The sequence below is a fragment of the Streptomyces sp. JJ38 genome (assembly GCF_019303475.1).
Lineage (GTDB): Bacteria > Actinomycetota > Actinomycetes > Streptomycetales > Streptomycetaceae > Streptomyces.
In genome coordinates, this window is the sequence record NZ_JABLSI010000041.1 from 44,934 (window position 1) to 70,601 (window position 25,668).

Below are 25,668 nucleotides of genomic sequence, written 5' to 3' on the forward strand. Positions count from 1 at the left end.
CGCGGAGGAGGACGGCGGCGAGGACGAGCGCGGCGGGGGCGGTNGGCGGTCGTCACAGGGCCACGCCGAGGAGGGCGTCCACGGCTCGGGAGACGAGCCCGGGGGCGCCCTCGTCCGTCCCGCCTCCGGCGTGCTGGGCCTCGGCCCAGCGGTCGACGGCCGCCAGCGCCGCGGGGGCGTCGAGGTCGTCGGCCAGAGCGGTGCGCATCTCCTCCACCAGCGCCTCGGCGGGCGGCCCGTCGGGGCGCGACACCGCGGAGCGCCAGCGCCCGAGCCGGGCCACGGCGGCGTCGAGCACCGCGTCGGTGTACTCCCAGTCGGCCCGGTAGTGGTGGGCCAGCAGAGCGAGCCGGATCGCGGCGGGGTCGGTGCCGTCCGCGCGCAGCGTGGAGACGAAGACCAGGTTGCCCTTGGACTTCGACATCTTCTCGCCGTGCAGGCCGACCATGCCGGCGTGCACGTACGTCTGCGCGAAGGGGTGCTCGCCGGTGAGGCTCTGGGCGTGCGAGGCGCCCATCTCGTGGTGCGGGAAGGCCAGGTCGGAGCCGCCTCCCTGGACGTCGAACCCCATGCCGAGGTGATCCAGGGCGATGGCCACGCACTCGATGTGCCAGCCGGGCCGGCCGGGGCCGAGCGACTTGCCGTCCCAGTGCGGTTCGCCGTCCCGTGCGGCGACCCACAGCATGGGGTCGAGCGGGTTCTTCTTGCCCGGACGCTCCGGGTCTCCTCCCCGCTCGGCGGACAGGGCCCGCATGGTCGCGGCGTCGAGTCCGGAGACGCCGCCGAAGTGCGGGTCGGCCTCGACGGAGAAGTAGACGTCGCCGTCGAGCTCGTAGGCCGCACCGGCCTCCAGCAGCTTCTCGATCATGGGAACGATCGACGGTATCGACTCCACCGCTCCGATGTAGTGGCGCGGCGGGAGCATGCGCAGGGCGGTCATGTCCTCACGGAAGAGGGCCGTCTCCCGCTCGGCGATCTCGGTCCAGTCCTGGCCGGTGGCGACGGCCCGCTCCAGCAGCGGATCGTCGATGTCGGTGACGTTCTGTACGTAGTGAACCTGCCGCTTGGTGTCGAGCCACACGCGTTGCACGAGGTCGAACGCGTTGTAGGTCGCCGCGTGCCCCAGGTGGGTGGCGTCGTACGGCGTGATGCCGCAGACGTAGAGGCGGGCGACGGGACCGGGGGTGAGGGTCACCCGACCGCCGGTCGCGGTGTCGTGGATCCTGAGGTCGCGGCCGGTGCCGGGCAGGGCGGGGACCTCGGATGCGGGCCAGGCATGCATGGTCAAGAGCGTAACCGGACGGGTGTTCAGCCATCGAACGGGACGCGATCTGTGACCGAATCCGCCCTCTTGCCAACGGGGGCGCGAAGCGCTAGGCGCACCACCCCCAGCGGGTCAGACGGGCGGCCAGGGGATGGCCGGCCACTGTCCGCCGGGGGCGGGATGGCGGCCGGTGGCCAGGAGGTCGGCCGTGCGGCGTCGCAGGGCCTCCAGCTCCGCCGCATCGAGCAGCGCCGCGAGGCGAGCGGCGAGCGGCTCGCCGTCCTTCAGCGCCGGACCGAGCCGCCGCAGCGGCCCCAGGGCCTCCGCCGGCAGCGGCTCCCCGGCCCAGCCCCACAGCAGCGTGCGCAGCTTGTCGTCCGTGTGGAAGGTGACGCCGTGGTCGATGGCGTAGAGGCGGCCGTCGGGCAGCGGCAGCAGGTGGCCGCCCTTGCGGTCGGCGTTGTTGATCACGGCGTCGAGCACGGCCAGCCGGCGCAGGCGGGGGTCGTCGGCGTGGACCAGCAGGGCCGTGCGCCCCGGCGCCGTCTCGGCGAAGCCCACGGCCCGCCAGCCCGGCCCCGGCTCGTCGCCGTCCACCAGGGCGAGCAGCTCGTCGGCGGCGCTGGGCGGCGGCTCCCCGGCGTCGGGCGCGGGGCCGATCCACTCCTGGCACATGCCCTCGCCGAAGGGCCCGTCGCGCAGCACGGTGGGCGGCACGAGCTCCCAGCCGAGCGCGCGGCACACCTCGTAGGCGGCGACCTCCCGGGCGGCCAGCGTGCCGCGCGGGAAGTCCCACAGGGGGCGCTCCCCGGCCACGGGTTTGTAGACGCAGGGCACGCTCGCGTCCCCGTCGGCGACGGTGGCGTACAGCACCGCGTTCGAGGCGTCGGCGATCCGTCCGACGACGGTCAGCTCACCGCGCGCCAGCAGGGCGGCCGTCGCCTCCGCGGTCCGCTCGCCCTGACTGGCCGGGCTCACGCTTCCCCGCGGCGGTATCCGTTCTGGCGCGGGCATACGTGTCCCTCCGGGTCGAGCGGGAGGCTGCACAGCGGGCACGGCGGGCGCCCGGCGTTGACGACCTCCATGGCGCGCTTGGCGAAGGCCCGGGCCATGGAGCCGGTGATCCGCACCCGCAGCATGGGGGGCCCGTTCTCGTCGTCGTGGAGGAGCCGCTCCTCCGCCTCGGCGAGGGACTCGTCGGAGTCCGCCTCCAGGGTCACCAGCGCCTGCGCCTCGACGACCATGCGCTCACTCTCGCCGTCCCAGGCGAGCGCCATGGTGCCGACGCGGAACTCCTCCTCGACGGGGCTGGTCAGCGGCTCGGTGTCGGACAGCTCGCTGGGCGCCACGGCCGGTACGGCGGTACTGCCGCCGCTGCGGCGGACCACCTCGTCGAGCAGCTCGTCGATCCGCTCGGCGAGCGCTTCCACCTGGGCCTTCTCCAGCGCGACGCTCGTGGTGCGACCCGCCGAGGCGGCCTGGAGATAGAAGGTCCGCCGCCCGGGCAGGCCGACCGTACCGGCGACGAATCGGTCCGGCGGGTCGTAGAGGAACACCTGACGGGACACGTCCTGCTCCATCGGTTTCGGCAACGGGGGTCAATGGCACCCTACTGCGCGCGGTGATCTACGCGCTCACGCACCGCCCCCGACCGCGGCGTTGCCGTCCTCGCCGGGCACGGTGGAGGCGCCGGCCTGGTCCTGGGACGCCGACGCGGCGGCGTCCGGCTCGCGCGGGGCGAGGGAGTCGAGCCGCCCGGTGTCGCCCAGCCGGACGAGGAAGGGGCGCAGGGTGGTGTAGCGGATCGCGGTCACCGAACCGGGTTCGACGCTCACGCGCTGGAACAGGTCGAGGTGCATGCCGAGGGCGTCGGCCACGACGGACTTGATGATGTCCCCGTGCGAGCACATGAGGTAGACGGCCTCGGGCCCGTACTCGTCCGACACCCGCTCGTTCCACTCCCGGACGGCGTCCACCGCCCGCTGCTGCATGCCGCGCATCGTCTCGCCGCCGGGGAACGCCACCGAGCCGGGGTGCTGCTGCACGGCGGCCATGAGCGGCTCGTCCAGCAGCTCGCTGAGCTTGCGGTTGGTCCAGTCCCCGTAGTCGCACTCGGCGATGCGCTCGTCCTCGGTGACGGTGAGCTCCGGCCGCGCGGCGGCCAGCGGCTGAAGCGTCTGACGGCAGCGCAGCAGGGGGCTGCGGACGGCGGCGGCCAGCGGCACCGCTGCCAGCCGGACCGGGAGCGCGGCGGCCTGCGCCTCGCCCTTCTCGTCCAGGGCGACGCCGGGCGTGCGGCCGGCCAGGAGCCCGGAGGTGTTGGCCGTCGACCGGCCGTGGCGCACGAGGAGCAGCGTGGGCATGGCGCCCAGGGTAGGCCAGACGGCCGCGGACCGGCCGGGCCGTCCTCGAAACCGGCTCGACGGGCCGCCTTGCGGCCGCGGGCCGTAACCCGCGGCGGCCTCGCGCGTTGTGTGGGGTGACGGCCGTGGCGGGGTCGACCCCGAGCCCCCACCACGGCCGCAGGTATGCGCTGGTCCGGCTTGACCCGCCGGAGGGGCCTCAGGCGGCGCCGGAGCGCTCCAGAGCTTCGACGCCCGCGCGCAGTGCGGCGATGCGCTCCTCGAGGGTGAAACCGGCGGGGGCGAGGGTGAGGGTGCCGACGCCCGCCTCGGCGTAGGCGCGCATCCGGTCGGCGATCCGGTCGACGCTGCCGAGGAGGGTGGTGGAGTCGATGAGCTCCCGGGGAACGGCCGCGGCGGCTCCGTCCTTGTCGCCCGCCAGGTACCTGTCCTGGATCTCGGCCGCCTCCTTCTCGTACCCCATGCGCTGGGCCAGGCGGTTGTAGAAGTTCTGCTTCCTGCTGCCCATGCCGCCGACGTAGAGGGCGGTGTAGGGGCGGAAGAAGTCGGCGAGGGCGCCGACGTCCCCGTCGTCCCCGAGCGCCAGGGGGACCGTCGGGCAGATGTCGAAGCCCTCAAGGTCCTTCCCGGCCTTCGCGCGCCCGGCGCGGACGGAGCCCAGCGTGGTCTCCTCGGCGTGCTCGGGGGCGAAGAAGACGAGCAGGGCGCCGTCGGCGATCTCTCCCGTCTGCTCCAGGTTCTTCGGGCCGATGGCCGCGATGTAGAGCGGGATCCGCTCGCGCACGGGGTGGACGGTGAGCTTGATCGGCTTGCCGGGGCCGTCGGGCAGCGGAAGGGTCCAGTGCTCGCCCTCGTGGGTGAGACGTTCGCGGGACATGGCCTTGCGCACGATCTCGACGTACTCGCGGGTGCGGGCGAGCGGCTTGTCGAACCTGACGCCGTACCAGCCCTCGGAGACCTGCGGGCCCGAGACGCCGAGGCCGAGCCGGAACCGGCCGCCGGACAGGGTGTCGAGGGTGGCCGCGGTCATGGCCGTCATCGCGGGGGTGCGCGCGGGGATCTGGAAGATCGCCGAGCCGACCTCGATGCGCTCGGTCTGGGCGGCCACCCAGGAGAGCACGGTGGGCGCGTCCGAGCCGTAGGCCTCGGCGGCCCAGCACACGGAGTAGCCCAGCCGGTCCGCCTCCTGGGCGACGGCGAGGTTGTCCTGGTCCATCCCGGCACCCCAGTAGCCGAGATTGATTCCGAGCCGCATGACCACTCCCCTTACTGACGAGTAACGCGCAGGTGCCCGGGACTGTACGCGAGGTGCGGAAGTACTCTCAACGGCCATGAAGCAACGGCAGCTCGGCCGCACCGGCCTGCGCGTGTCCCGGATCGGCCTCGGCACCCTCACCTGGGCCGGACATCCAGGAGAGCAGACGGCGGCCGAACGGCGGGCCGCCGACATGCTGAAACTCTTCTGGGACGCCGGCGGCACGCTCGTGGACACCGCCGACGTGTACGCGGACGGCGTCGCCGAGTACCTGCTCGGACGGCTGCTGGACGGCCTCGTCCCCCGCCGCGACCTGGTGATCGCGACCAAGTCCGGTGGCGTCGCCGAGCCGGACCGCCGCTTCGACGGCTCCCGCGGGCACCTGCTGGCCGCCCTCGACGCCTCCCTCGCCCGGCTGGGCACCGACTACGTCGACCTGTGGCAGATACACGGCTTCGACCCGCTGACGCCGCTGGAGGAGACGCTCCACGCGGTGGACCTCGCGGTCAGCAGCGGCCGGGCCCGGTACGCCGGAGTAGCGGGGTACCCGACCCTCCCGGGGTGGCAGCTCGCCAAGGCGGCCACCTGGCAACTCGCCGAACCGGCCCGGCGCATACGGCTGGCCGGTGCCCAACTGGAGTACTCGCTCCTCCAGCGCGGTGCCGAGCGCGAGGTGCTCCCCGCCGTGCGGGACCTCGGCCTGGGACTGCTGCCCGCCTCTCCGCTCGGCCGCGGCGTGCTCAGCGGCAAGTACCGCGAGGGCACCGCTCCGCCGGACTCCCGGGGCGCCTCCGAGCGGCTGGCGGGCTTCGTCGAGCCGTATCTGGGCGAACGGGCGGAACGCATCGTCGACGCCGTCGCCACCGCCGCCGAAGGACTCGCCGTCAGCCCGCTCCAGGTGGCCCTGGCCTGGGTCCGGGACCGGCCGGGCGTGGCGGCCCCGCTGGTGGGGGCGCGCACCGCCGGACAGCTGGAGGAGGCGCTGTCAGTGGAGGCGCTTACGCTTCCCGAAGAGATCAACCGGGCGCTGGACGACGTCTCGGCCCCGGTGCACCACGACCCCGATCAGGACTGGAGTGCGCTGTGAACACCGGCCAGGGCACGGGCCCGGGCGGCAAGGCCGCCGAGCTGATGGCCGCCGTCCGGGCGGTGGAGAGCGGCGAGAAGTCCGCCGCCGAGTTCTACGCGGCGCCGGAGCCGGCGCCCGCCCGTCGTCCCGCCGCACCGGGGTCCGGGCCGGGCCCCGCGGGCGGCGCGCGTCCCGGATCCCCCGCGGCGGGTCCGGTCGCGGTACCGGACGAGCTGCGCGAGGTGCTGGCCGCCGGTGGGGCGCCGGAGGCGCTGGCCGTCCCCGTCGTGCTGGCCCTGGGGCCGCAGGCGGCCGAGGAGCTGCGGGAGGACCCGTGGCGGCTGCTGGCCGTGCCGGGCGTGCGCCCCGAGCAGGCCGACGCGTTCGCCGCGGCCCTCGGTGCCGCGGAGGCCGGTCCCGGGGAGCCGCGTCGCGCCCGGGCGCTGGCCGGATGGCTGCTGGAGGGTGCCGCCCGTGCGGGCCACACGGTGCTGCCCTTCGAGTCCGTGGCCAAGGGGCTCGCACGGTACGGGGTGCCCGCCCCGGACGAGGCCGTGCGGGAGGCGGTCGACACCGGCGCGGTGCTGGTCTTCCAGGGCGAGCCGGAGAGCCGCGACGGCGCGGAGCGGCACGCCGGCGCGGCCCCGGCGCCCTCCGAACCCGCAGCGGCGGCCGGGGAGGACGCCGCGGAGGCGGTGCCGCTGCTGCTCGGGCTGGAGCGCTGGGCCGTGGCCGAGGAGGCGTTGGCCGACGGGCTGCAGCGGCTCGTCGGCACGTTTCAGGCACCGGGCGACGAGGAGGCGGCCGCGTGGTCGGCCGCCGCAGAGGCCGCGCCCTCCCCCTCGGCGGCCGAGCTGATCCGGGCCGCCGCGGGCCACGCGGTGGTCACGCACACCGGCGCGGAGGCGGCCCGCGCCGAACCCGCGGCGCTGGTGGCGGCCGCCGCTGCCGCCGGGCTGCGGGCGTGCCTCGCCACCCACGGGGAGAACTCCAGACTCCGGGCGGCCACCCTGCTCGCCACGGCCCGCACGGGCCCCGGGCAGGAGCCGGACGCCGGGGACGAGGGGGCCGCCGAGGGCGAGGAGGGGCCCGCGGTCGTCACCGTGGCCGGGCTGCTGAGCGGCTCCGAGGGCCCCGCCAGGGAAGCCGACGGCACCTTCGCGCTGGACGTCCTGGCCGTGGTGGACGCCCCGCTGCTGGACACCGAGACGGCCGCGGCGCTCGTCGAGTCGCTGCCGGACGGCGCCCGGCTGGTGCTCAGCGGCGATCCCCAGATCCTCGGCGCGGCCGGGCCCGGGCGGGTGCCCGCCGACGTGGCGGCCGCGGCCATCGGCCCGCGGGTGGTCTCCCGGACGCCGGACCCGGGGCCGCTGGGCGAGCTCGTCTCCGGCATCGGCGTGGGTGAGCTGAACCGGGTGGAGACGCCCGGCAAGGAGCTGGTCATCGTGCCGGTGCGGGAGCCGGCCGAGGCCGTCCACCGCACGGTGCAGCTCGTGGCGGACTCGGTGCCGCGCACCTTCGGCCTCCGGCCGGAGGACGTCCAGGTCATCACCCCCGGGCATGCGGGCGGAGGCGGCACGGAGGTGCTGAACACCGCGCTGAAGGAGCGGTTCAACCCCGGCCCCGGCCGCTTCGGCGGCTTCGACCCGGGCGACCGCGTCATCTGCTCGCCCACGCCCGGGCGGCCCGTGTTCGCGACGGTGACGGGTGCGGACGAGGAAGGCCTGCGCCTGGCCGGGCCGAACGGCCCGTTCCCGGTGGCGCGGGAGCGCGTCGCGACCACCGTGCGGCACGCCTGGGCCGTGACGGCCCACCAGGCGGCGGGCACGCGCTGGCCCGCGGTGGTCGTCGTCCTTCCGGGGGACGCGGCCGGGACGCTGGACCGGCGCTGGGTCTACACGGCGTTCGGCCGGGCCGAGCGCCACCTGTCCGTGGTGCACGGCGTGGAGGACGCCCTGCCCCGAGCCGTCGCCGAGCGCCCGGGGGCCGAGCGCACGACAAGGCTCCGGGCACTGCTGCGCCCCCGCCCGGCCCCGACGGCGGGCGGCGGCGAGGCCGGGGGCCTCGGCTAGGGACCGGGGGCCTCGGCCAGGTCAGGTCCGGCCGCGGGCGAACAGCCCTGCCGGGCCCGTCTGGCGGGATGCGCCGGACACGGCGCAAGGCGCGTCGGCGGGACGGAGGCGCGGGGTCGCTCAGCGGGTGGAGAGGGCGGCTCCGTCCTCGTCCTGCTCGCGGGCGACGCCTTCCTCCTCCTCGTCCTCGTCGAAGACGGAACTGATGTCGTAGCGGCAGACGACGCGCTCCGGGTCGGCGGTGTCGAAGGGCGCGTCCAGCCACTCCCCCGGCTCCGCGGGTTCCTCGTCGGCCAGCACCCACACCGTGGAGTCGCCCTCCTCCAGGCCGAACTCCCGGTGCCGGGTGGCGATCTCGTCCGGCTCGAACTCGCCGAAGAGCACTCCCAGCGCGGCGTGCACGCTGCTCCCGGCCGTCTCCGCGTCGCCCTGCGAGGGGTCGACGGCGTCCGGGTCGAGATCGGTGATCCGCTGAGCCTGTGCGAGCAGCCGCAGCGGGTCACTCACGGTGTAGTCCCGCCGCATGTACACGCTGAGCGCGGCGGGTTCGTCGGGGCCGAGATAGACGGGACGGCTCTCGCCGCCCGGCACCTCGAACGGCGTGACCTCGTCATAGGCGTCGTACAGGAGCGAGTCGTACGCCTCCCCCGCGGCGGCGAGCTCGTTGAACGCCGAGTAGACCTCCGCGTCGGCGTCGGCATCGGCGGCGCCGGTTCCGTCGGCCCGGCGTTCGATGGCAGCGAGGTGGCGGTCCAGAGCGGACTTCAGCGCCTCGACGGAGGCGCGTACCTCGGCAGCGGTCGGCTGCGCAGCATCAGACATACTGCAGACGCTATCCGTAGAAGGCCCCTGTCCGCACAATAGATGCGATGCCGGAATATGAATTTCGCGATGTGTACGTGCCGCGCGGCGTGTCCCGCAGCGCCGCCGTACGTCTGCTGACCGACGAAGCCGAGTACGGATACTGGGAGCTGGACCGGCTGCGCCTGTTCCCGGACGGGAGCCGCCGGGTGCGTCTGCGGCGCAGGATCATCCGCCAGGTCCGCGCGACGTGGTGACGCGGCCGGCGTGCCGGGAGGCGCACCGGCCGCGCACGGGGAATGGCGGGGCCCGTCGCGGGTCCCGCCATTCCGGTGCGCTGTGTCGTTCCGCGCTGTGGGGTCAGTTCTGCCCGACGCGCGCACGGCGGTAGAGCACGTAGCCGCCGAGCAGCATCGCGCCACCGGCCGGGATCACCGTGGTGATCGCGGAGGGGCCGCCGGTCTGGGCGAGCTGGGGCCGCTCGCCGCCCTGCGGGGCGGTCTCGTCCCCGGGCGTCTCCGCGGACGGCTGCTCGCCGTCCGGCTTCTCCGGGCTCTCCGGCCCCTGCGGCTCCTCCGGCTCTTCGGGCTGCTCCGGGTGCTCCGGGTGCTCCGGGTGCTGCCCGGGCCCGGAGTCGTTCACGCACTCGTTGCCGATGGCCGGGTTCAGCAGGCCGATCACGTTCACGCTGTTGCCGCAGGCGTTCACCGGCACGTCGACCGGCGCCTGGACGTGGTTGCCGGAGCCGACGCCGGGCGAGCCGACCGCCTCGCCCTCGGCGACGGCCCCGCCGCCGCCGTGGTGACCACCACCGGGGTGACCGCCGTCGTGGTGACCGCCGTCGTGACCGCCGCCGTGGCCGTTGTCCGGCTGACCGCCGTCGTGGTGACCGCCGTCGCCGTTTCCGCCGTCGTGGTGGCCGCCGTCGCCGCTTCCGCCGTCGTGGTGACCGCCGTCGTGGTCGCCTCCGCCCCCGTGGCCGCCGTCGGGGCCGTGGCCACCGGAGTCGTTGACGCACGTGTTGCCGATGGCCGGGTTGAGGGCGCCGGCGACGTTGACCGTGTTGCCACAGGCGTTCACCGGCACATGCACCGGAACCTGGACGTTGTTCCCCGAGAGCACCCCGGGGGAGCCGGTGGCCGCACCCTCGGCCTCCGCGTCGGCGAACGCCGCGCCGCCGCTGAGGGCGAGGGCGCCACTCGCGGCCACGACGGTGATCAGGCCCTTCCTGGTGACCTGTCGCATGGTTGCTTCCTGTCTTCGTTGCTTGCGGGACGGCGAGCGGGGTCCGCGCTGCGCCGTGGGGCACGTACTCGCCCGGAACTGACGACCCCGGAGCGCGAGCGGCACTCCGGGGTCTGGCATCAAACCCTCACGGGCTCGGGCACGTGTCGTCAGTCGTTGACGCAGGTGTTGCCGAAGGTGGGGTTGAGCAGCGCGATGATGTCAACGGTGTTGCCGCAGACGTTCACGGGAACGTGCACCGGCACCTGGACCACGTTGCCGGAGAGGACGCCCGGGGAGCCGACGGCGGCGCCCTCGGCCTCCGCGTCGGCGACGGCCACGCCCGCACCCGCGAGCACCAGACCACCGGTGGCAGCCGCGGCAGCGACGACCTTCTTAATCATTATTCCTCCTTGTTGGGATGCGGCCCCAGCCACGGACCGCACCCCGTGTAACGAGGAGTGTGGGGAGGGGCTACGACTCCCCAGGCGCATTCACCCTTCCTGGCCAATCCCGCTCACACGTACGAAGATTCAGTCTCGGATCCGGCCACCGGGCGACCGGCCCGAGGGCCGGTCGCCCGGGGCTCAGCACTGCTCGATGAAGCGGTCCAGGACCCGCACGCCGAAGGTCAGCCCGTCGACCGGGACCCGCTCGTCGACACCGTGGAACATCCCCGCGAAGTCCAGCTCCGGGGGAAGCTTGAGCGGCGCGAAACCGAAGCAGCGGATGCCCAGGTCGTCGAACTGCTTGGCATCGGTACCGCCGGAGAGCATGTAGGGGACGGCGCGGGCGACCGGGTCCTCGGCCCTCAGCGACGCCTGCATGGCCTCCACCAGCGCGCCGTCGAAGGTCGTCTCCAGCGCCTTGTCGGCGTGTTCGTCGGTCCGCCGCACGCGGGGCCCGAGGATGCGGTCGAGGTCGGCGAGGAACTCCTCCTCGTGGCCGGGCAGGAAGCGCCCGTCCACGTGCGCGGTGGCCTGGCCGGGAATGACGTTGACCTTGTACCCGGCCCCGAGCTGCGTGGGCTGCGCCGTGTTCTGCAGGGTCGCACCGATGATCTTGGCGATGCCGCCCAGCCGGGCGAGCGTCTCCTCCATGTTCTCCGGGTCCAGCTCGACTCCGAGGGCGTCCGAGAGCTCGTCCAGGAAGGCCCGCACCGTCTTGGTGACGCGGACGGGGAACTTGTGGCGCCCGAGCCGCCCGACGGCCTCGCAGAGCTCGGTGATCGCGTTGTCCTCGTTGGTCATCGAGCCGTGGCCCGCGGTGCCGTCCACGGTCAGCCGCATCCAGTGCATGCCCTTCTGGGCCGTCTCGATGAGGTAGAGGCGCAGGTTCTCGTTCACGGTGAAGGAGAAACCGCCGACCTCCCCGATCGCCTCCGTGACGCCCTCGAACAGCTCGGGCTTGTGGTCGACGAGGTAGCGGGCGCCGTGCGCGCCCCCGGCCTCCTCGTCCGCCAGGAAGGCCAGCACGATGTCCCTCGGCGGCCTGCGCCCGCTGCGCATCCGGTCGCGGATGACGGCGAGCGTCATCGCGTCCATGTCCTTCATGTCCACGGCGCCGCGCCCCCACACGCAGCCGTCGGCGATCTCGCCGGAGAACGGGTGGTGGGTCCAGTCGTCGGCGTTGGCGGGGACGACGTCCAGGTGGCCGTGGATGAGCAGCGCCGGACGCGTGGGGTCGGCGCCGGGGACCCGGACCACGGTGGACGCCCGGCCGGGCCGGGACTCGAAGATCCGCGGCTCCAGGCCGACATCGGCGAGCTGCTCGGCGACGTACTCGGCCGCCTTGCGCTCACCGGGGCCCCGGTCGTCGCCGTAGTTGCTCGTGTCGATCCGGATGAGGTCCCGGCACAGGTCGACGACCTCGTCCTCGCCGGTGACGCCCCCGTCGGCACCTCGGCCGCCTGCCGTGGTCGGGCTCGACTCGCTCACACTGCCTCCTGGTCGTGGACGGACTCGGCCTCCCATCCTGGCGCGTCCGCGTCGCCACCCCAAGGCCCGCCCCGGGACCGGCGTGATCAGCCACCCTCCATCCTTTGCTATCGTTGGCTGCGCGCCGGGCGGCCAAGGCCGCGCGGTCCACCGGGTCCGGGTGGCGGAATGGCAGACGCGCTAGCTTGAGGTGCTAGTGCCCTTTATCGGGCGTGGGGGTTCAAGTCCCCCCTCGGACACTCACAGATGCCCCAGCCAAGCTGGGGTTTTTCTGATGTCAGGGATTCGCCCTGACCAGTGGCGCGACCAGCCCAGAAACGATCTTGATCGTTAGGCGACTGTGCCCGGCCGACTGGCCTCCTCCTCGCAATCCCACACCTTCGAGACACGGCCACGGTCGTTCATCTCGTACCCGTTGTCCTTCGCCCAGGCCCGGATCTTCGCCGTGTCGTCCCTATCCGCCCCGAGTGTGCCGTCGGCACCCCGCTCGGCTCGGGCCGCGGCTCTGCTACCTCCCCTTGTCCATGACGGGGCCAAGGGGGTCGAAGGACTCCGGAGCGGGTCGATCTCGTATTGGCCGCCATCGAAGGCGAAGGTGTGCGTACTGGCCTCCTCGGACTCTCCTCCGGTGCGCGGAGCATCGGCAGACGGTCTGAGCGGGCTGGTGCGTGCCGGTTCTGCTCAGGCGAGCAGAAGGACTGCATCCCACGGGGTTGTGGTGGTCTCAGGGATCAGCTTCCCGTAGTCCGCTAGCGCAATCGCGACACCGGCTGCTCCGGTCAGGAAGCCGGGGCGGTCCGCTCTGGTTCCGGCTTCAACGTGGGGGAACCCGAACTGGAGATCCGCATCATGGGCCTCCATCGTTTGCTCTGCTGCATCGTTGGCGAGATCCATGACGCCGAGGCGCCGGGCGGCGTGAAGAATCCCGCTGCTGCCGTGGCATACGGTCGGGCCTTCGGTATCCCGGCTCGGCCGCGGAATGCTCGCGAGGGAGGCTGTGGCACGGTCGGCGGCGGCATGGGCTTCGTCATCGCGCGTCAGCGTTCCTGCGCGCTTGAGAGTGACGGCGATGCCAGGGGAGCCGTAGCACCAGGCGTTTCGGCGGCCGGGGCGAGTGACGTAGTGGCGTGTGTCGTCGAGGGCTTCTCCTGAGATGAAGGGGGGCCAGCTTCCCGTCTCTTCCTGCCAGTGGGTCAGCCACTTGGTGCCCCGGCGTATCGCTTGCTGTTGTCCCGCTACCTCGATTCCTGCGACGGCGGCGCTGGTCAGTAGGGAGATCGGGCCAGCGATGCCGTGTGCCAGGCCCGTGGTGGCCGCACCAGTGGAGTGGACCCCCACCGTGGGCGCGTGCTCGGAGGCGGGGAGCCACCAGCCGGGCCGTGTGCCGGAAGAGTTGTTGAGGATGCCGGTAAGGGTCGCGAGTGCGGCATCGAGACCGCGCCGTGCCGTGTGGTGGCCGGCCTGGTGTGCGGCGAGTAGTACGCGGCCGATGCCGGACAGGCCGTTGATCGCGTCGTAGACGGCCCAGGGGGCTCCGGCCTTCGCTTGTGCGGAGCGTTGGCGTTGGTGGTCGGCGAGGGCTTCCGCTCGTGCGGAGAGCCACGATGCCGCCCGGGAAGCGGAAGCGCGGTGACGTTCTGGGTTGGGGAGATGTCCGGCACCGATGATCAGGGACGCGGCGAGCCCGCCTTGCCCGGTGTGGATACCGGCCGGTCGTGTCTGCTTGGTGAGCTGGGCTGCTGATTCCCAGTGGAGGGAGGCAACCGCTGCGCTTCGGGGCTCATGGCGGGAGAGGCAGGCGTGCAGGAGGGCGGTTCCGGCCAGGCCGTCGCAGAGGGAGGCGGCCATAGCGCGGGTGAGTCCCTGGGTGACGATGTGCGGGTCACGAAGGGATTCTGCGGTGTCGAGGGCCAGTTCGGCTGCTGATTCAGTCGCGTTCATGCCGGTGGGTGAGGTCGGAGGCCAGGGAACGGACTACGGCCTCGGCGTCGTGATGGGGTCCGAGAAGCCGGTTGCAGTGCATGTGGATGAGGTCGGAGGCGCACAGCGCCGTGGCTTCGGGGGTCAGGGTTTCCAGGTATCTGTGCAGGGCCTTGGTCCGGGCGTTCCGAAGTGCGGTGAGGGGTGTGAAGTCAGGGTTCCCGGAGCCCAGGCGTGGTCGGGCTGTGTCCCGGCGTCGGCGGGCTGAGGCCGTGAGGGATCGGCCGCGGAGTGCGGTGCGCGGTTCGGGTGTGTGTCGGGCGATCTCAGCTGCGGATTCTGCCGCCAGGAGGAGGCGGTCTTCGGCATCCGGGAGTGCTGCCATGGCGGGGAGGGTGTAGGCGCTGTCGGCTGCGAATACCGTCTCGGCGGCGTCTATGGCCTTCGATCCGCCGTAGCGTTCTGTCTCTCGCTCGTAGGGTTCCAGGACCATGGCTCCGGCGAGCTGCTGGTCCCGTAGTGCGTCAGACCATCTGCTCAGGGCGGGTAGCAGGGTGCCGGCGACGGTCGTGGGCGCTCCGTGGAAGCGGACGCGCAGGTGCGGGCCGAGGTGTTGCGTCTGGTAGCGCAGGAAGAACCAGCGCTCGATGACGTCCTGGTGGGCGTCGAGGAGGGCCGGGAGCTGGCGGAGGATCGCCTCGTGGTGGTCGAAGGGCGCCGGTATGGAAGCCGAGAGCCATGGGCCTCCGGGGAGGAAGGAGTCCGCGCCCTGTGGTCGGGCGGCAGCGCGAGGTGCCCGGCGAGAAGCCTTTCCGGGAGAGCGGCGAGCCAGGCGGACGGTCAGGTCCAGGAAATGCCGCCCGTGCGGTCCAGGCAGCACAGCGGGGTTGTTGTCGGGCGCGCCCAGGGGTTCGGTGACGGTGGTGACTCCGCGGTTGACACTCCGGCGCAGCAGTTCGCGGTCCGTGGGGTGGTCCAGGTCCACGGGGAGGTGGCGGTCGCTTTCCTCGATGTGGACGGTGCGCGGCGGCGTGGGCATGGTGGCCGCTCTCCAGGTGCTCAGGGCCCCTTCCCAGGTCTCGTGGCGCCTGGCGCGCTGAATGAGGCCGGTGGGCAGGCGCCATCGGGCTGGGGAGAGGATGACGTTGCGGTGGCGGACCTGGGGTGTGAAGGGGGCGTATCCGGCGGCTCCCCACGACCAGGGGTGCCAGGGTCGTTCGCCCGCGTGGCCGAGGAGTTGCAGAACCCTTGCGGTGGTCGGCAGGAGGTCTGGGGCCAGGCGGCTGAAGAGGACCGGGATCACCTGGCGGTCGTGGTGGTACAGCACCAGATGGCTGCCGTTGCTGGCCAGTAGCAGGTCGTCCAGCGCGATATCTCCCGACCGCTCCGGTACGCCTACGGGGATGCGGTGAGTGGCGTAGCCGGTCTCGGTGGCCAGGCCGCCGGCCTTGTCAGTGCGGGCTCGGCAGACGATTTCAGCGACCAGTGGGCCGTCGTCGTAGCGCTGGGGTGCGGGGGCGAGCTGGGGAAGTCGGCGGGCGAAGCGTCCGGAGGCCGCCCCGGCGTCCTGCGATCCGCCTTCCGGGCACACGGCTAGGCGGAGATCGCCTTCTGGTGCTCGTAGGACACGCACGTGGATTTCGGCGGTCCTCGGTGGTCGGCCGGCGTCGTCGTGGGCGAGGGATTCGAGAAAGCCTTCGTCGAGGACGACTTCGGTGTGTCCATGGGCTACGGCAGTGCCGAGGAGCTGAGACAGGGATGTCGCGCGCGTCGGTGAGAGCTCTCCGGCCGCGGTCTCTTTTTCCGGCGGCCCGATTCCGGTAGCCGGGTCGATGGCCTCGGTCAGAGGGACCATGCGGTGTGCGCCGTAGCGATCGAGGAAGCGTTGATGGTAGTCGGCGGCTGGTGCTGCGAGATGGCCGACGCGCCATAGCAGGTCTGCCGCGCGGGCCGCGTCGTGAGCCAGGCGCTCGGGGAGAGTGATGGTCGCGTTTACGATGGTGTCGGCGGCGAAGGGCCGCTCGACCCGATGAATCGCATCTGCCATGTCGCGTGCTTCGCACAGGAGTCGCAGGCGGTCGGCATGTCCGGGGCAGTGAGTATCGGCCTGACGCAGTAACGCTCGAAGTCGGTCAAGCACCGGGCGGAGGGGCGCACCTGGAGGCAGGCGTTCGAGCATGTGGCCCAAGGCATCGTCACGCGGATCTACAGGCAGGAGATCCGACAGCAGGAGACCACCACGCACCATGTGCCGCAACGCCCCTTCCGCGGTGCGTTCGGTAGCACGCGGATGCTGTGCGATCAGCTCCGCCATGAGGTCCTTGCCCAGGACTGGGGAGGCGCAGGCGTCCAGCAGTCCCAGGGACACGGTGGTGGCGCGCACGCTGGTCTTCTGGACCGTGCCGTCCGGTCCGGGGTGCTCGATTTCAAGGCGGTCCCCACGTCGGCGGACGAGATTGTTTCTCGACAGCCGTAGCCCGGTGAGGACCCGAGGGTGGTCAAGGAGCTGGTCCGAGACGGCAGCGAGCCAGTGCGGACGGGGCGAGGTGACCGCCTGGTGCTCACCGTGTAGCAGCAGAGCTTCCGGTCCGTTGCCGAAGGAGGCGGGCGCGACACCGGAGAACCCACCGTGCGGGGTGGACCGCCACCGTGAGCGGATGTCATAGGCGCGCAGGGTCGCGGCAGCGCGGAAGTCCTCGCGGGAAGCCTGGGAGACCGAACGACTGGCGAGGAACACCCCTTCTTCCAGGAGACCGGACTGCCCGATACCGGTCGCCGGCCGCAGGGGGACTCGGGCCATCGCGCCGGATTGAGGTGTGAACAGACTTCGTGGCATGGACGCCCTTCCCTGACGGCGGTGCCGGGCGCGGCCCCTTTGAAGGACGCCGCGCCCGGTGGAACGCACGGATCGTGCCGACTGCTACAGGACGTTGCAGCCCTTCAGCGCCACCGCGCTGTCCGGAACGGCGCAGCCGGTGGTGTGGCCGGTCGTCGGGGACTGCGTGCAGCCGTCCTCGGTGCACGGCTGAGAAGCGTCGGCCTCAGCGTGGATGGTGGTCACGGTGGTGACCTCGGGGTCCAGGTCGAAGGCGTCTTCCAGGGCCGCAGTGGCGGCGGTCGGAGGTGTCATCGGTGGTACAGCTCCTCTGGTGGATGGACAGGTTCACCCCAGTCCCCTCGGACTGGGGAGTCTGTGACGGGCTCAGGCCCGTGAGATGGCAAGCCGGGAGTGGCGGTTGCTGACCACGATCCCGTCGAGCTGGTCCTCGGCGGCGTCTCGCGAGAAGACACGGATGATCGGCTCCGGTGTCGCGCCACGGCCCAGGCTGTCCCAGGTGCGGATGCTCTCCGCCATGGCGTGGGCCTGTGCGGCGTGACCGGCACCGTAGGCGCGGACACCCAGTTCGAATCCGCCCGAGGAGTCGGGTCGCATGGTGAGGTACGCAACGGTGTCAGAAGTCCATGTGGCGGTCGCGGCGATGGTCCACCCCGACAGGCCCTTTTCCACGGCCTGTGAGCTGGCGTACACCGTTCCCGAGGGGTCGAGGGTGCTGGTGAGCCACAGTTCCAGGGAGGGCAGCACACCCTCGTTGCCCCGCAACACCACGCCGGTCCACTCCGTGGACTCTTCACCCGAGGCCACTGCCGCCCGGAGAGTTTCGGCATCGGCGGCTTGGTCGCGGCTGATCACCAGCCGCAGGTCCCTGCCGGCCAGTTCGATGGACTGCACCGAGTGGGTGTTGTCACCCTGCATACCGACGAACCCGCACCGGGTTGAGTCCCGGCTGACGAGATGGCCGTCCTCGTGCTCGAACGCCAGGACGCGATGGGTGCCCCGGAAAGTCAGTGGCACCACCAGGCGGCCGTTCTGAGCGAGCTGGTCACGCCAGGCGGCCGGGATGTCCGGGGCCTGCACAGTGACAATGATCGCGTCGAAGCCGCCCTCGCCTGCCAGCTCCGCAGCACCGTAGGTGCCGTCCCCCGTCAGCACTTTCACTCGGTTGTAGCCCGCTTCCGACAGCAGCCGCTCGGCGCGCTCAGTCACCTCGGGGTCGATGTCGAGGCTGACGACCTCCCCCTCCGGACCGACGACCTCAGCCATCAGTGCGGCGTTGTACCCGCCGGAGCCGATTTCCAGCGCCCGCATCCCCGGCCGCAGTGCGGCCAGCTCCAGCATCCGTGCCTGCACCCATGGCGCTGACACCGTGCTCAGCGCGACCCCCTGTGCATCACGCTTCGTCGCGAATGAATCATTCGTGTACGCCTCCTCCAGCGAGGCGCCCGGGGTGAAGAGGTGTCGCGGGACCGTACGCAGGGCAGCCAGAACGCCCTCAGACAGCTTCCTGTCCCACCCCGACACGATCGCTTCGACCATCCGATCCCGCAGCTCCGCGGCCTCGGAGTCGTCGTTCTCGCTCTGGACGTCAGTCACGTAAATAGCCCTTCCCATCACGTTCGGTTGTCTTCTGCGACCCTAGCCCTGGGGTCGCCTTGGGGAACCGCGTTCAGCGTCACGCCTGGCTGAGAGCAGGGAAATCCGGAACTCCCGTGAGGTAGCGGGCTGGTTCACCCTCTACAGCGTCGAGGGCGAGGTTGATGCGCCACTCGGTCACCGGCTCTACCAGGTCGCGCAGATCGTCCAGGAGTATCCAGCGCCAGCGCCCTGCCGCGTCCGGTTCCCACCTCTCATCAGGCTGAAGTTGGCCACAGTCGAAGAGGAAGTCGTGACGGGCGGTCTCGGCGCCCGTGAGCGGAATGTGGTGCGCCAGTAGTAGCGCGGAAGGCTGCACCAGGCGGCCAGTCTGGTCGGCGAGATGGCGCCGACAGGCATCAAGGGCGGATTCCCCGGCCTCCGCCGGCCCTCCGGGTAGTTCGTACGGTGCTGAAGACTGGAGACCGGGAACCTCTCGCATGAGGACCCGCTGACCGAGGTCACGAATCAGTGCCAGGCCCGCCGTCCGGCTCAGCAACGTCGGAGTTGTGGTCATGGTGATCCTCACCGGCCAGCCGTCCGGAACGTCCTCGTGGGTCACAGCCACCTACCGGGCCGGGTCTGGAAGGGGCGGGTCATGTGCAGGAGGTAGGAGTAGTGCGGCCCGTCGTGCGCCGCCGCGCTGTGCTTCAGATGGCCCAGCGCCCAGGCTTCTGCCTCGCCCTGCGACTCCACCTCCGGACCGGACTCCTCGCAGACGGCGCACACGAACCGGAGGGTCGTCGGCTCGGCGTCCGGATCGTCGTTCGGCGCCACGGTGACGTTCCGGAACCGGAAACTGCGGCCGGCACCCCCCTCGGTGCCAGCAGGGCGAATCACTGGGACGGGAGGCTGGCTCACGCCGCCACCTCGACCTTCCGCACCAGCGGAACGCGGAACCACACGGCCTTGCCGTCTGCTCGGCACTCGTAGCCCCACGTCGGCACCATGGAGTTCAGCAGCCACAGGCCCCGGCCGCTCTCCGCGTCCCATGACGGCCTGGTCATCGCGGGCACCTGGCGCGAGGTGTCGAAGACATGGACATACACCCAGGCGTCCATTGCCCGCACGGCGAGCCGACATGCCTTATCCGGAACGTGCTTGATGATGTTGGACAGCAACTCCGAGACACCCAGGCTCGCCAGCACCTGGGCCTCTCGGTCACCTCCAAGACGCGCGACCGCCTCTGCCGCCAACCGGCGCCACTTCGCGATGTCCTGCGCGCTGGCGATTAAGGCCCATGAGTACACGTCCTGGTACTCATCATCTTGCGTGGTGACGAACACGGGACACCTCCAACACCGGGGTGGCAGATCACCCGTCACCACAGCGTTCTGCCAAGGCAGTTGAGCCCAGCAGACACTCAACGTGTGGGGCGGGTCACTCAGCTAGCATGAACCCGACTCTTTGCGCCGTGCAAGTAGAACACCAAGATTCGTTTCTACGATCTTCGCGAGGCTCAACAGGGGTACCCTGTGGGGCAACTGAGGAGGGGCACATGCCGGATGACCGAAAGCCGACCGTGCGCCGCCGGGTGCTTGGGACCAACCTTCGGCGACTTCGGGAGGAGCACGGACTCCACCTTGAACATGCCGCTGAACAGCTGAGCTGCAACATCTCGAAGATCAGCCGGATCGAGTCTGGCCGCAGCCCGATACGCCCCCTCGACCTCAAGGCGCTGCTGGACCTCTACGAGGTGAAGGACTCGGTCGCCCGCGAGGGCTGGTTGTCTCTCGCGCGTGAGAGCCGCAAGCAGCGGTGGTGGCGCGTACTGGAGGACCGACTCCCTCAGGACTTCCTGGACTTGATCGGGCTCGAAGAGGACACCTCGTACTGCCGTGGCTTCCAGCCTGGAGTCATCGATGGCCTCTTCCAGACCAAGGAGTACGCAGAGGCCGTCATCGCGGGAGGGTCACCGGGGCCGCTCGGGCCGGATGAGCAGACCAAGCTCGACGTGCGTCTGGAGCGGCAGAAGGCACTCACACGCACGGAGAACCCGATCGAGGTCTGGATGATCCTCGGGGAGGCCGCTCTGCGCCAGCAGATGGGCGGGCCAGCCGTGATGCGAGCGCAGCTTGGGCACCTCATCGACCTGGCGCGTCTTCCGAACGTTACGTTGCAGGTACTACCCTTCGCCGTAGGGGCGTACCGAGGTGGCCCGTTCCCGTTCAAGGTCTATCGATTCCCGGAACCCTCTGACATGCAGGTTGTGCTGCTGGAGAACCACGTCAGTCACACGTACCTCGAAGACCCGAGCGACGTCGGGTTCTATGCAGACATCTTCAACCACCTGCGGGCCACGTCGCTGGGTGAGATGGAGAGCAAGGCTCTCATCGAGGGCCTCGTCAGTGAAGTACCCGAGTAGAGAGATTCTGGGGAGATGCAAGCAAACCAGTCCGGATGGTTCAAGAGCAGCTACAGCGCGCAGAACGGAGACTGCCTCGAAGCACGTCACCGCACTGGCGGCGGCCTGGACCTCCGGGACTCCAAGGTCCACGGCAGCCCGGTCATCGCGCTCAGCGCGGACGGATGGTCCGCCTTCGCCTCCGCCGTGAAGGAAGGCGCCTTCGAGGCTCGCTAACCCCAGAGCTTCGGCCTGCGGCACATCACCCGCACGCCAACAGCGGCGCGGGCTTGAGGCGTGCCCGCAGGAAGCACGCTCCGCACCACCGGACGCTCCGCCCGGTCCCTATCGGCGGGAGCGCGCCGCGAAGCCGTCGAGTGAATGGAAAGAACCGGCTGGCCGGGCCACGCCCGGCCAGCTCGTTCACGTGCCTGTTCACGGTGTCCCGGCCATGACCAGCGCGTGACCAGTAATACCGAGAAGCAGTGGGAGACGCCAGGAACCGGCGGCGTGGCTGACTGGCACCGCCCTGCCCCAGAGTGGCAATTGCGCGGGTCACAGCCTCACAAGGTTGTGTCCGAGAGAAGAGCCCGAGCCCCCTCGGAGACTCACGGATACCCCAGTCGAGCTGGGGTTTTTCTGTTTTCGGGTGCCCTCGCGGCCCGGTCCGTGCGTCAGGGGCCGGTGGCGGCCCGCGTTCGCCCGGTGCCTCGCCAGGGCCGCGGCCCGGCAAGCGTGATGGGGCTGCGCGGGAGGCCGCGTGGGCGGCGGTCGGTGGCGGCTCGGGAGAGGGGCCGCGGATGACAGGGTTGAGAGCGCTCTCGTAGGCTGGGAGGCCGATACCGTTCCGGCGTGCTGGACCCCGTCCGGCCGGTCCGTCACACCGTCGCGAGGAGTGCCCGTGTCCGAGGTCACCGCAGGGGCTCGTCCCACCCTGGAGGCCGTCGCGGCCCGCGCCGGGGTCTCCCGGGCGACGGTCTCGCGGGTGGTGAACGGCGGAACCGGGGTGCGTCCCGCCCTGGTGGAGCGGGTGCGGCTGGCGGTGGAGGAGCTCGGCTACGTACCCAACCACGCCGCGCGCTCCCTGGTCACCCGGCGCAACGGCGCCGTCGCCGTGATCATCGCCGAGCCGGAGCTGCGCATCTTCACCGATCCCTACTTCGCCCAGCAGATTCGCGGGATCAGCCGGGAGCTCACCGCGCACGACTCCCAGCTCGTGCTGCTGTGGGCCGAGGGGGCGGAGGACTTCGAGCGGATCTCGCGCTACCTCACCGGCGGGCATGTCGACGGGGCGCTGGCGTTCTCGGTGCACAACGACGACGAGTTGCCCTCGGCGATCCGGAACGCGCGGGTTCCGGCGGTCTTCGGAGGCCGTCCGGGCTGGCCCGGCGCGGCCCACGAGCCGCCCGTGCCCTACATCGACGCCGACAACCGGGGCGGCGCCCGCGAGGCCGTACGCCACCTCGTGTCACTCGGGCGCACCCGCATCGCCCACATCGCCGGGCCCGCGGACCTGACCTCGGCCACCGACCGCTTCGACGGCTACCGGGACGTCCTGCTCGACCCGGATCCCGCGCTGCTGGCCGAGGGTGACTTCACCGAGGCCGGCGGGGCCGCCGCCATGTCCCTGCTGCTGACGCGGGCCCCGGACCTCGACGCCGTGTTCGCCGCCAGCGACCTCATGGCCGCCGGGGCCCTGCGCGTTCTGCGCGAGGAGGGCCGCCGGGTGCCCGAGGACGTCGCCCTCGTCGGCTTCGACGACATGGTGCAGGTGGCCGAGGCCACCGATCCCCCGCTGACCACCGTGCGTCAGGACATCGAGGGCATGGGGCGGCTGATGGTCCGCCTGCTGATGCGGATGCTCGACCAGGACGCCGCCGACGTGGCCGGCGAGCCGGGGAGCCGCGCCCCGGGCTCGGTGATCACGCCGACCGAGCTGGTGCGGCGCGCCTCGGCGTAACGCCGTCCGGTGACCGCGCGGTGAGCGGCCCCGGGCCGGCGTCCGCGTGTGCCCCGGCGGACCGGGGCCCGCCCGCCGGGGCACACACTCCCGCGGCCGCGAACGCGGCGCGGTTTCAGCTGTAGGGGATGACCAGGACGGACCGGTCCGTGCCGGTCTCCAGCCGCGCGGTGCCGTTGCCGATCGCGGGCCACACCTCCAGGCGCACGGTGCCGTCGCGCAGGTCGCCGAGGCTGCCGGTGGCGGACTTCAGGCCCCGGGCCTGGGTGTACTCCTCCCAGCCCGGCACGGGATCGGTGGCGAAGTAGTGGTAGGTCTCGGTGCGTTCGAAGGTGCCGTCTCCCGTCAGGTCGTAGCTCACCCGGGCCTGCTGCCCCAGGGCGACCGTGGTGCCGGCGTCCACCGGAAGGGTGAACGCGGTGCTGGCCCCGGGCCGCAGCGTGCCGTTCACGCCGTGGGCCTCGTAGACCAGCGGCTGATACGGGGTGCCGTCGTGGTTGGCGCCGTCGGCGGAGGCGATCGTGTCGCTGCCCGGCACGGTGTCCGAGGCCGTGCTCAGGGTTCCGCCGCTGACCACCCGGAAGGTGTCCCCGGTGGCGGGGGGCGGGTCGTCGGGCTCGCCGTCGCCGGTGGTGGTGGCGGTGGAGCGGGCCGGGACGGCGAGCTGAACGCCGTCGGAGAAGGTGACGGTGACGGGGGACGTGCCGTGGTTGTGGGCGGCATAGGTCCGTACCGAGCCGTCGTCGAAGACGGCCGAGGTGGGCAGGTCGCCGGTCACCTCGGTGTCGGGCGCGCCCAGGGTGTCCAGGGTCGTGATCCAGTGGTACGTGTGCGCCTTGGACTCGCCCGCCTCGGGGGTGTACGCGGCGTGGCCGGCGTCCCACTTCGCCCTGGCGGAGCCGGGGTCGGCCAGGGACTCGAACTCCCAGAGCAGGTCGCGCCATTCGACGGCCGGGCCGCCGTTCTCGCGTTCCATCTCGGCGAGGTTGCGGCGGATCGCGTCCGGCCTGGCGGCGAGGTGGAGGGACCCTCCGGTCACCGGGAGGACGTTGATGCCGTGGATCTCCTCCGGGTTGGCCGTCCACCAGGTGGCGTAGGCGGCGCCGCTGCCCCACACCATCCCGGCGGTGTCATGGGTGAACGAGGCGGGGAAGACGTCCTCGTCGGCGTCGAACCAGTACTGGGAGATCGCCTCCGACTCGGTGGTGAGCAGGTAGAGGCCCAGGTCGCGCAGTGCGGTGTCCCCGGTGGCCGAGCCCCACAGCACCAGCCCCGCGCTGAGGTTGGCGGACTCCGAGGAGGACTCCTGGTTGTTGCCCGCGGCGAAGCCCTGGTGCCCGGAGGCCCAGCTGTGACCGGCGTAGACGTCGAAGCCGCGCAGGAAGGGGAAGGCGGACTGCCCGCGGGCGGGGTTGGCGGCGTCGCGGACGAGCATCTCCACCATGCCGCCCCAGGCGGACTCGGCGGCCCAGTCGGGGTCGTACTGGGCGACGATGGCCGCCGCGTAGACGAAGTACGAGTAGTGGAAATGGTGGTCGTTCAGCTCGGTGTCGCTGCCGTAGGAGGCGGGGTACCCGGTCAGCGTGCGCCAGGTGGAGTCGTAGGAGAAGCCGGCCTCACCACCGGCGCTGAACCATTCCTGCAGGCGGCCCTTGAGCAACCCCAGCAGCTCGTCGCGGACGCCCGTCTCGCCGATCTGCTCGGCGATGGGAACGAGCTGCGCGAGCCGCCCGAGAGCCTTGCCCGTCCAGTAGGTGTCGGTGGCGCCGGCGAAGGGGTCGTCCGCCTCCACGACGTCCGTCAGATAGCCGCGCAGCCGGTCGGCGTCGACGCCGGAGGACTCCGGCAGGGCGGGCAGCACGCCGGGGGCCCGCTGGCTGGTGGTGAAGGAGGTGCTCTCCCTGACCTTCATGGTCCCGCGCGGTGAGGCGTAGGTGTACGGCGTGAGGGGGTCCGTGGTGTGCCGCCACTGGTGGCGGTAGAGGGCCTGCAGGGTGCCGGTCTCGGTGCCCTCCTGGGGTTCCGTGGTCAGCGTGTAGGTGGCGCGGACGGTCCCCGCGTCGTACGCCCAGTCGACGCGCGACCCGGTGACGAAGCTGTAGGCGTAGCGCTCGTAGGTGTCCAGAGCCGACGGGTCGGGCAGCACGGCGAGCGAGAAGTAGTCGCGGTCGCCGAGGTCCGCGGTGAACCTGGTGCCGGAGACCGTCCAGTCGGTCCCGGTCGGGGCGAACAGCGCGTAGTGGTGCCCGGAGACGGTGATGCCGAGGACGCTGCCCCGGTCGGCGAAGACGGTGGGGACGGCGGCCGTGGTGACCCGGGCGTCGCCGCCGGTTCCCTTGGCGTAGACGAAGGGCAGGCCGTGGCCGATGGTGGTGCGCAGGGTGCGGCTGCCGTCGGACCAGTAGGGGGTGACGGTCCAGTCGGACCAGTCGTCGGCCTTGGTGTCGGGGGATTTCAGGCCGGTGACGCCGAGGGTGAGGTCGCGCCGGTGGGCGTACTCGTACTGGCGACCCTCGCCGGTGATGGCCGCGGTGGTCGGGTAGCCGACATCCAGCCCGGCGGAGGTGGCCTGATAGGTGAGCGGGTGCCCGTACATGGGGGTGGAGTACGGGTTGTCCGGGTAGCGCTGGAAGGCCAGTGAGGACCACCAGTCGTTGGTGGGCACCGGCCGGTCGGCGGCTGCCGGGGTGACCTTGGGGGTCACCGGTGCTCCGGTGTTGTCGGAGGGCCCGGAGGTGCCGGGCGGGCGGGTGTCGGAGTAGCTGCCGGAGCCGACGGGGACGACCGCGGCGGCGGCCGGGGACGCGGCGGGACCGGCCAGGCCGATGGCGGCGGCCATCGCACCGGTGGCCAGGAGTGCCCCGGCTCTGCGGGAGAGGAGCTGCCGGCGTAGCGGCCGGCGCCGGGTGGGTGGGGCTGTGCGGGGGGTCGGCATGGGGGAACACCTTCGGTCGGAGGCGATGCACCGAGCACTTGAGAGCGCTCTCA

General features: G+C 71.9%; 23 protein-coding genes, 1 tRNA gene and 1 pseudogene. 7 read left to right on the top strand and 18 right to left on the bottom strand.

The window, feature by feature from the left end; translation table 11 throughout:
- Positions 1-52 precede the first annotated feature (52 nt).
- The 5 genes from mshC to HPT28_RS20640 all read right to left on the bottom strand — a co-directional run bounded on the left by mshC (position 53) and on the right by HPT28_RS20640 (position 4,882).
- Positions 53-1,282, bottom strand: a complete 1,230-nt coding sequence (mshC, locus tag HPT28_RS20620) for a cysteine--1-D-myo-inosityl 2-amino-2-deoxy-alpha-D-glucopyranoside ligase (protein ID WP_219092654.1) — start codon at positions 1,280-1,282, stop codon at positions 53-55.
- Positions 1,283-1,396: 114 nt separating this feature from the next.
- Positions 1,397-2,278: an SCO1664 family protein gene (locus HPT28_RS20625; protein WP_219092655.1), complete on the bottom strand. Its 882-nt coding sequence runs from the start codon at positions 2,276-2,278 to the stop codon at positions 1,397-1,399.
- Complete coding sequence (locus HPT28_RS20630; RefSeq protein ID WP_219092656.1) at positions 2,239-2,832, bottom strand: DUF3090 domain-containing protein; 594 nt, start codon at positions 2,830-2,832, stop codon at positions 2,239-2,241. Before HPT28_RS20630 ends, HPT28_RS20625 begins: the two co-directional genes overlap by 40 nt.
- Before the next feature lie 66 nt (positions 2,833-2,898).
- Positions 2,899-3,627: an MSMEG_4193 family putative phosphomutase gene (locus tag HPT28_RS20635; RefSeq protein ID WP_219092657.1), complete on the bottom strand. Its 729-nt coding sequence runs from the start codon at positions 3,625-3,627 to the stop codon at positions 2,899-2,901.
- A 199-nt stretch (positions 3,628-3,826) separates the two neighbouring features.
- Entirely contained in the window at positions 3,827-4,882 is a 1,056-nt protein-coding gene (locus HPT28_RS20640; RefSeq protein WP_219092658.1) for an LLM class F420-dependent oxidoreductase, read from the bottom strand.
- Between the two features lie 76 nt (positions 4,883-4,958).
- Between HPT28_RS20640 and HPT28_RS20645 the strand changes: the two genes are divergently transcribed.
- Together HPT28_RS20645 and HPT28_RS20650 are read left to right on the top strand one after the other, a co-directional pair.
- Entirely contained in the window at positions 4,959-5,969 is a 1,011-nt protein-coding gene (locus HPT28_RS20645; protein WP_219092659.1) for an aldo/keto reductase, read from the top strand.
- Positions 5,966-8,023 (top strand): helix-hairpin-helix domain-containing protein, encoded by a 2,058-nt coding sequence (locus tag HPT28_RS20650; RefSeq protein WP_308119404.1) that lies wholly within the window; start codon positions 5,966-5,968, stop codon positions 8,021-8,023. The genes HPT28_RS20645 and HPT28_RS20650 overlap by 4 nt, the downstream gene beginning before the upstream one ends.
- Before the next feature lie 120 nt (positions 8,024-8,143).
- Here the strand turns inward: HPT28_RS20650 and HPT28_RS20655 are convergent, their stop codons facing one another.
- Positions 8,144-8,845: a hypothetical protein gene (locus tag HPT28_RS20655; protein ID WP_219092660.1), complete on the bottom strand. Its 702-nt coding sequence runs from the start codon at positions 8,843-8,845 to the stop codon at positions 8,144-8,146.
- 47 nt (positions 8,846-8,892) lie between these two features.
- Between HPT28_RS20655 and HPT28_RS20660 the strand changes: the two genes are divergently transcribed.
- Positions 8,893-9,081 carry a DUF5703 family protein gene (locus HPT28_RS20660; protein ID WP_219092661.1) on the top strand — a complete coding sequence of 63 codons (189 nt, stop codon included), beginning with the start codon at positions 8,893-8,895 and terminating at the stop codon, positions 9,079-9,081.
- A 103-nt stretch (positions 9,082-9,184) separates the two neighbouring features.
- Here the strand turns inward: HPT28_RS20660 and HPT28_RS27495 are convergent, their stop codons facing one another.
- The 3 genes from HPT28_RS27495 to HPT28_RS20675 form a co-directional block, all read right to left on the bottom strand.
- A complete protein-coding gene (locus HPT28_RS27495; protein ID WP_219092662.1) occupies positions 9,185-10,069 on the bottom strand; it encodes a chaplin in 885 nt (294 codons plus the stop codon).
- Positions 10,070-10,218: 149 nt separating this feature from the next.
- A complete protein-coding gene (locus HPT28_RS20670) occupies positions 10,219-10,452 on the bottom strand; it encodes a chaplin (RefSeq protein WP_219092663.1) in 234 nt (77 codons plus the stop codon).
- A 183-nt stretch (positions 10,453-10,635) separates the two neighbouring features.
- On the bottom strand, positions 10,636-11,985 hold the full coding sequence (locus HPT28_RS20675) for a M20/M25/M40 family metallo-hydrolase (RefSeq protein ID WP_219092664.1): 1,350 nt from the start codon (positions 11,983-11,985) through the stop codon (positions 10,636-10,638).
- A 154-nt stretch (positions 11,986-12,139) separates the two neighbouring features.
- Here HPT28_RS20675 and HPT28_RS20680 point away from each other — a divergent pair.
- A tRNA-Leu gene (locus HPT28_RS20680) sits at positions 12,140-12,224 on the top strand.
- Positions 12,225-12,315: 91 nt separating this feature from the next.
- Here HPT28_RS20680 and HPT28_RS20685 read toward each other — a convergent pair.
- From HPT28_RS20685 to HPT28_RS20720, 8 genes and pseudogenes are all read right to left on the bottom strand, one after another.
- Positions 12,316-12,591, bottom strand: a pseudogene (locus tag HPT28_RS20685) (histone-like nucleoid-structuring protein Lsr2); the annotation flags it as partial.
- Between the two features lie 75 nt (positions 12,592-12,666).
- Positions 12,667-13,926, bottom strand: coding sequence for a lanthionine synthetase C family protein (locus HPT28_RS20690; protein WP_219092665.1), 1,260 nt, complete (start codon positions 13,924-13,926; stop codon positions 12,667-12,669).
- Entirely contained in the window at positions 13,913-16,642 is a 2,730-nt protein-coding gene (locus tag HPT28_RS20695) for a lantibiotic dehydratase (protein ID WP_219092666.1), read from the bottom strand. Before HPT28_RS20695 ends, HPT28_RS20690 begins: the two co-directional genes overlap by 14 nt.
- Before the next feature lie 183 nt (positions 16,643-16,825).
- Positions 16,826-17,035, bottom strand: coding sequence for a hypothetical protein (locus HPT28_RS20700; protein WP_219092667.1), 210 nt, complete (start codon positions 17,033-17,035; stop codon positions 16,826-16,828).
- 72 nt (positions 17,036-17,107) lie between these two features.
- On the bottom strand, positions 17,108-18,337 hold the full coding sequence (gene fxlM / locus HPT28_RS20705) for a methyltransferase, FxLD system (RefSeq protein WP_219092668.1): 1,230 nt from the start codon (positions 18,335-18,337) through the stop codon (positions 17,108-17,110).
- A gap of 79 nt (positions 18,338-18,416) precedes the next feature.
- Complete coding sequence (locus HPT28_RS20710; protein WP_219092669.1) at positions 18,417-18,938, bottom strand: NUDIX domain-containing protein; 522 nt, start codon at positions 18,936-18,938, stop codon at positions 18,417-18,419.
- Complete coding sequence (locus HPT28_RS20715; RefSeq protein ID WP_219092670.1) at positions 18,935-19,153, bottom strand: hypothetical protein; 219 nt, start codon at positions 19,151-19,153, stop codon at positions 18,935-18,937. Before HPT28_RS20715 ends, HPT28_RS20710 begins: the two co-directional genes overlap by 4 nt.
- A gap of 80 nt (positions 19,154-19,233) precedes the next feature.
- A complete protein-coding gene (locus HPT28_RS20720; RefSeq protein WP_219092671.1) occupies positions 19,234-19,662 on the bottom strand; it encodes an ATP-binding protein in 429 nt (142 codons plus the stop codon).
- Positions 19,663-19,874: 212 nt separating this feature from the next.
- Here HPT28_RS20720 and HPT28_RS20725 point away from each other — a divergent pair, with 212 nt between their 5' ends.
- From HPT28_RS20725 to HPT28_RS20735, 3 genes are all read left to right on the top strand, one after another.
- Positions 19,875-20,741, top strand: coding sequence for a helix-turn-helix transcriptional regulator (locus tag HPT28_RS20725; protein WP_219092672.1), 867 nt, complete (start codon positions 19,875-19,877; stop codon positions 20,739-20,741).
- 15 nt (positions 20,742-20,756) lie between these two features.
- Positions 20,757-20,957 (top strand): DUF397 domain-containing protein, encoded by a 201-nt coding sequence (locus HPT28_RS20730; protein WP_219092673.1) that lies wholly within the window; start codon positions 20,757-20,759, stop codon positions 20,955-20,957.
- A 664-nt stretch (positions 20,958-21,621) separates the two neighbouring features.
- On the top strand, positions 21,622-22,680 hold the full coding sequence (locus tag HPT28_RS20735) for a LacI family DNA-binding transcriptional regulator (protein WP_219092674.1): 1,059 nt from the start codon (positions 21,622-21,624) through the stop codon (positions 22,678-22,680).
- A 115-nt stretch (positions 22,681-22,795) separates the two neighbouring features.
- Here the strand turns inward: HPT28_RS20735 and HPT28_RS20740 are convergent, their stop codons facing one another.
- Positions 22,796-25,615: a glycosyl hydrolase gene (locus tag HPT28_RS20740; protein ID WP_219092675.1), complete on the bottom strand. Its 2,820-nt coding sequence runs from the start codon at positions 25,613-25,615 to the stop codon at positions 22,796-22,798.
- Positions 25,616-25,668: the final 53 nt, after the last annotated feature.

Bases quoted from the DNA above. Each gene is read 5' to 3' on its own strand.
- HPT28_RS20635 (WP_219092657.1), bottom strand. From the start codon at position 3,627: ATGCCCACGCTGCTCCTCGTGCGCCACGGCCGGTCGACGGCCAACACC.
- HPT28_RS20740 (WP_219092675.1), bottom strand. From the start codon at position 25,615: ATGCCGACCCCCCGCACAGCCCCACCCACCCGGCGCCGGCCGCTACGC.
- HPT28_RS20655 (WP_219092660.1), bottom strand. From the start codon at position 8,845: ATGTCTGATGCTGCGCAGCCGACCGCTGCCGAGGTACGCGCCTCCGTC.
- HPT28_RS20645 (WP_219092659.1), top strand. From the start codon at position 4,959: ATGAAGCAACGGCAGCTCGGCCGCACCGGCCTGCGCGTGTCCCGGATC.
- HPT28_RS20730 (WP_219092673.1), top strand. From the start codon at position 20,757: ATGCAAGCAAACCAGTCCGGATGGTTCAAGAGCAGCTACAGCGCGCAG.
- HPT28_RS20690 (WP_219092665.1), bottom strand. From the start codon at position 13,926: ATGAACGCGACTGAATCAGCAGCCGAACTGGCCCTCGACACCGCAGAA.
- HPT28_RS20640 (WP_219092658.1), bottom strand. From the start codon at position 4,882: ATGCGGCTCGGAATCAATCTCGGCTACTGGGGTGCCGGGATGGACCAG.
- HPT28_RS20625 (WP_219092655.1), bottom strand. From the start codon at position 2,278: ATGCCCGCGCCAGAACGGATACCGCCGCGGGGAAGCGTGAGCCCGGCC.
- HPT28_RS27495 (WP_219092662.1), bottom strand. From the start codon at position 10,069: ATGCGACAGGTCACCAGGAAGGGCCTGATCACCGTCGTGGCCGCGAGT.
- mshC (WP_219092654.1), bottom strand. From the start codon at position 1,282: ATGCATGCCTGGCCCGCATCCGAGGTCCCCGCCCTGCCCGGCACCGGC.
- HPT28_RS20660 (WP_219092661.1), top strand. From the start codon at position 8,893: ATGCCGGAATATGAATTTCGCGATGTGTACGTGCCGCGCGGCGTGTCC.
- HPT28_RS20670 (WP_219092663.1), bottom strand. From the start codon at position 10,452: ATGATTAAGAAGGTCGTCGCTGCCGCGGCTGCCACCGGTGGTCTGGTG.
- HPT28_RS20700 (WP_219092667.1), bottom strand. From the start codon at position 17,035: ATGACACCTCCGACCGCCGCCACTGCGGCCCTGGAAGACGCCTTCGAC.
- HPT28_RS20725 (WP_219092672.1), top strand. From the start codon at position 19,875: ATGCCGGATGACCGAAAGCCGACCGTGCGCCGCCGGGTGCTTGGGACC.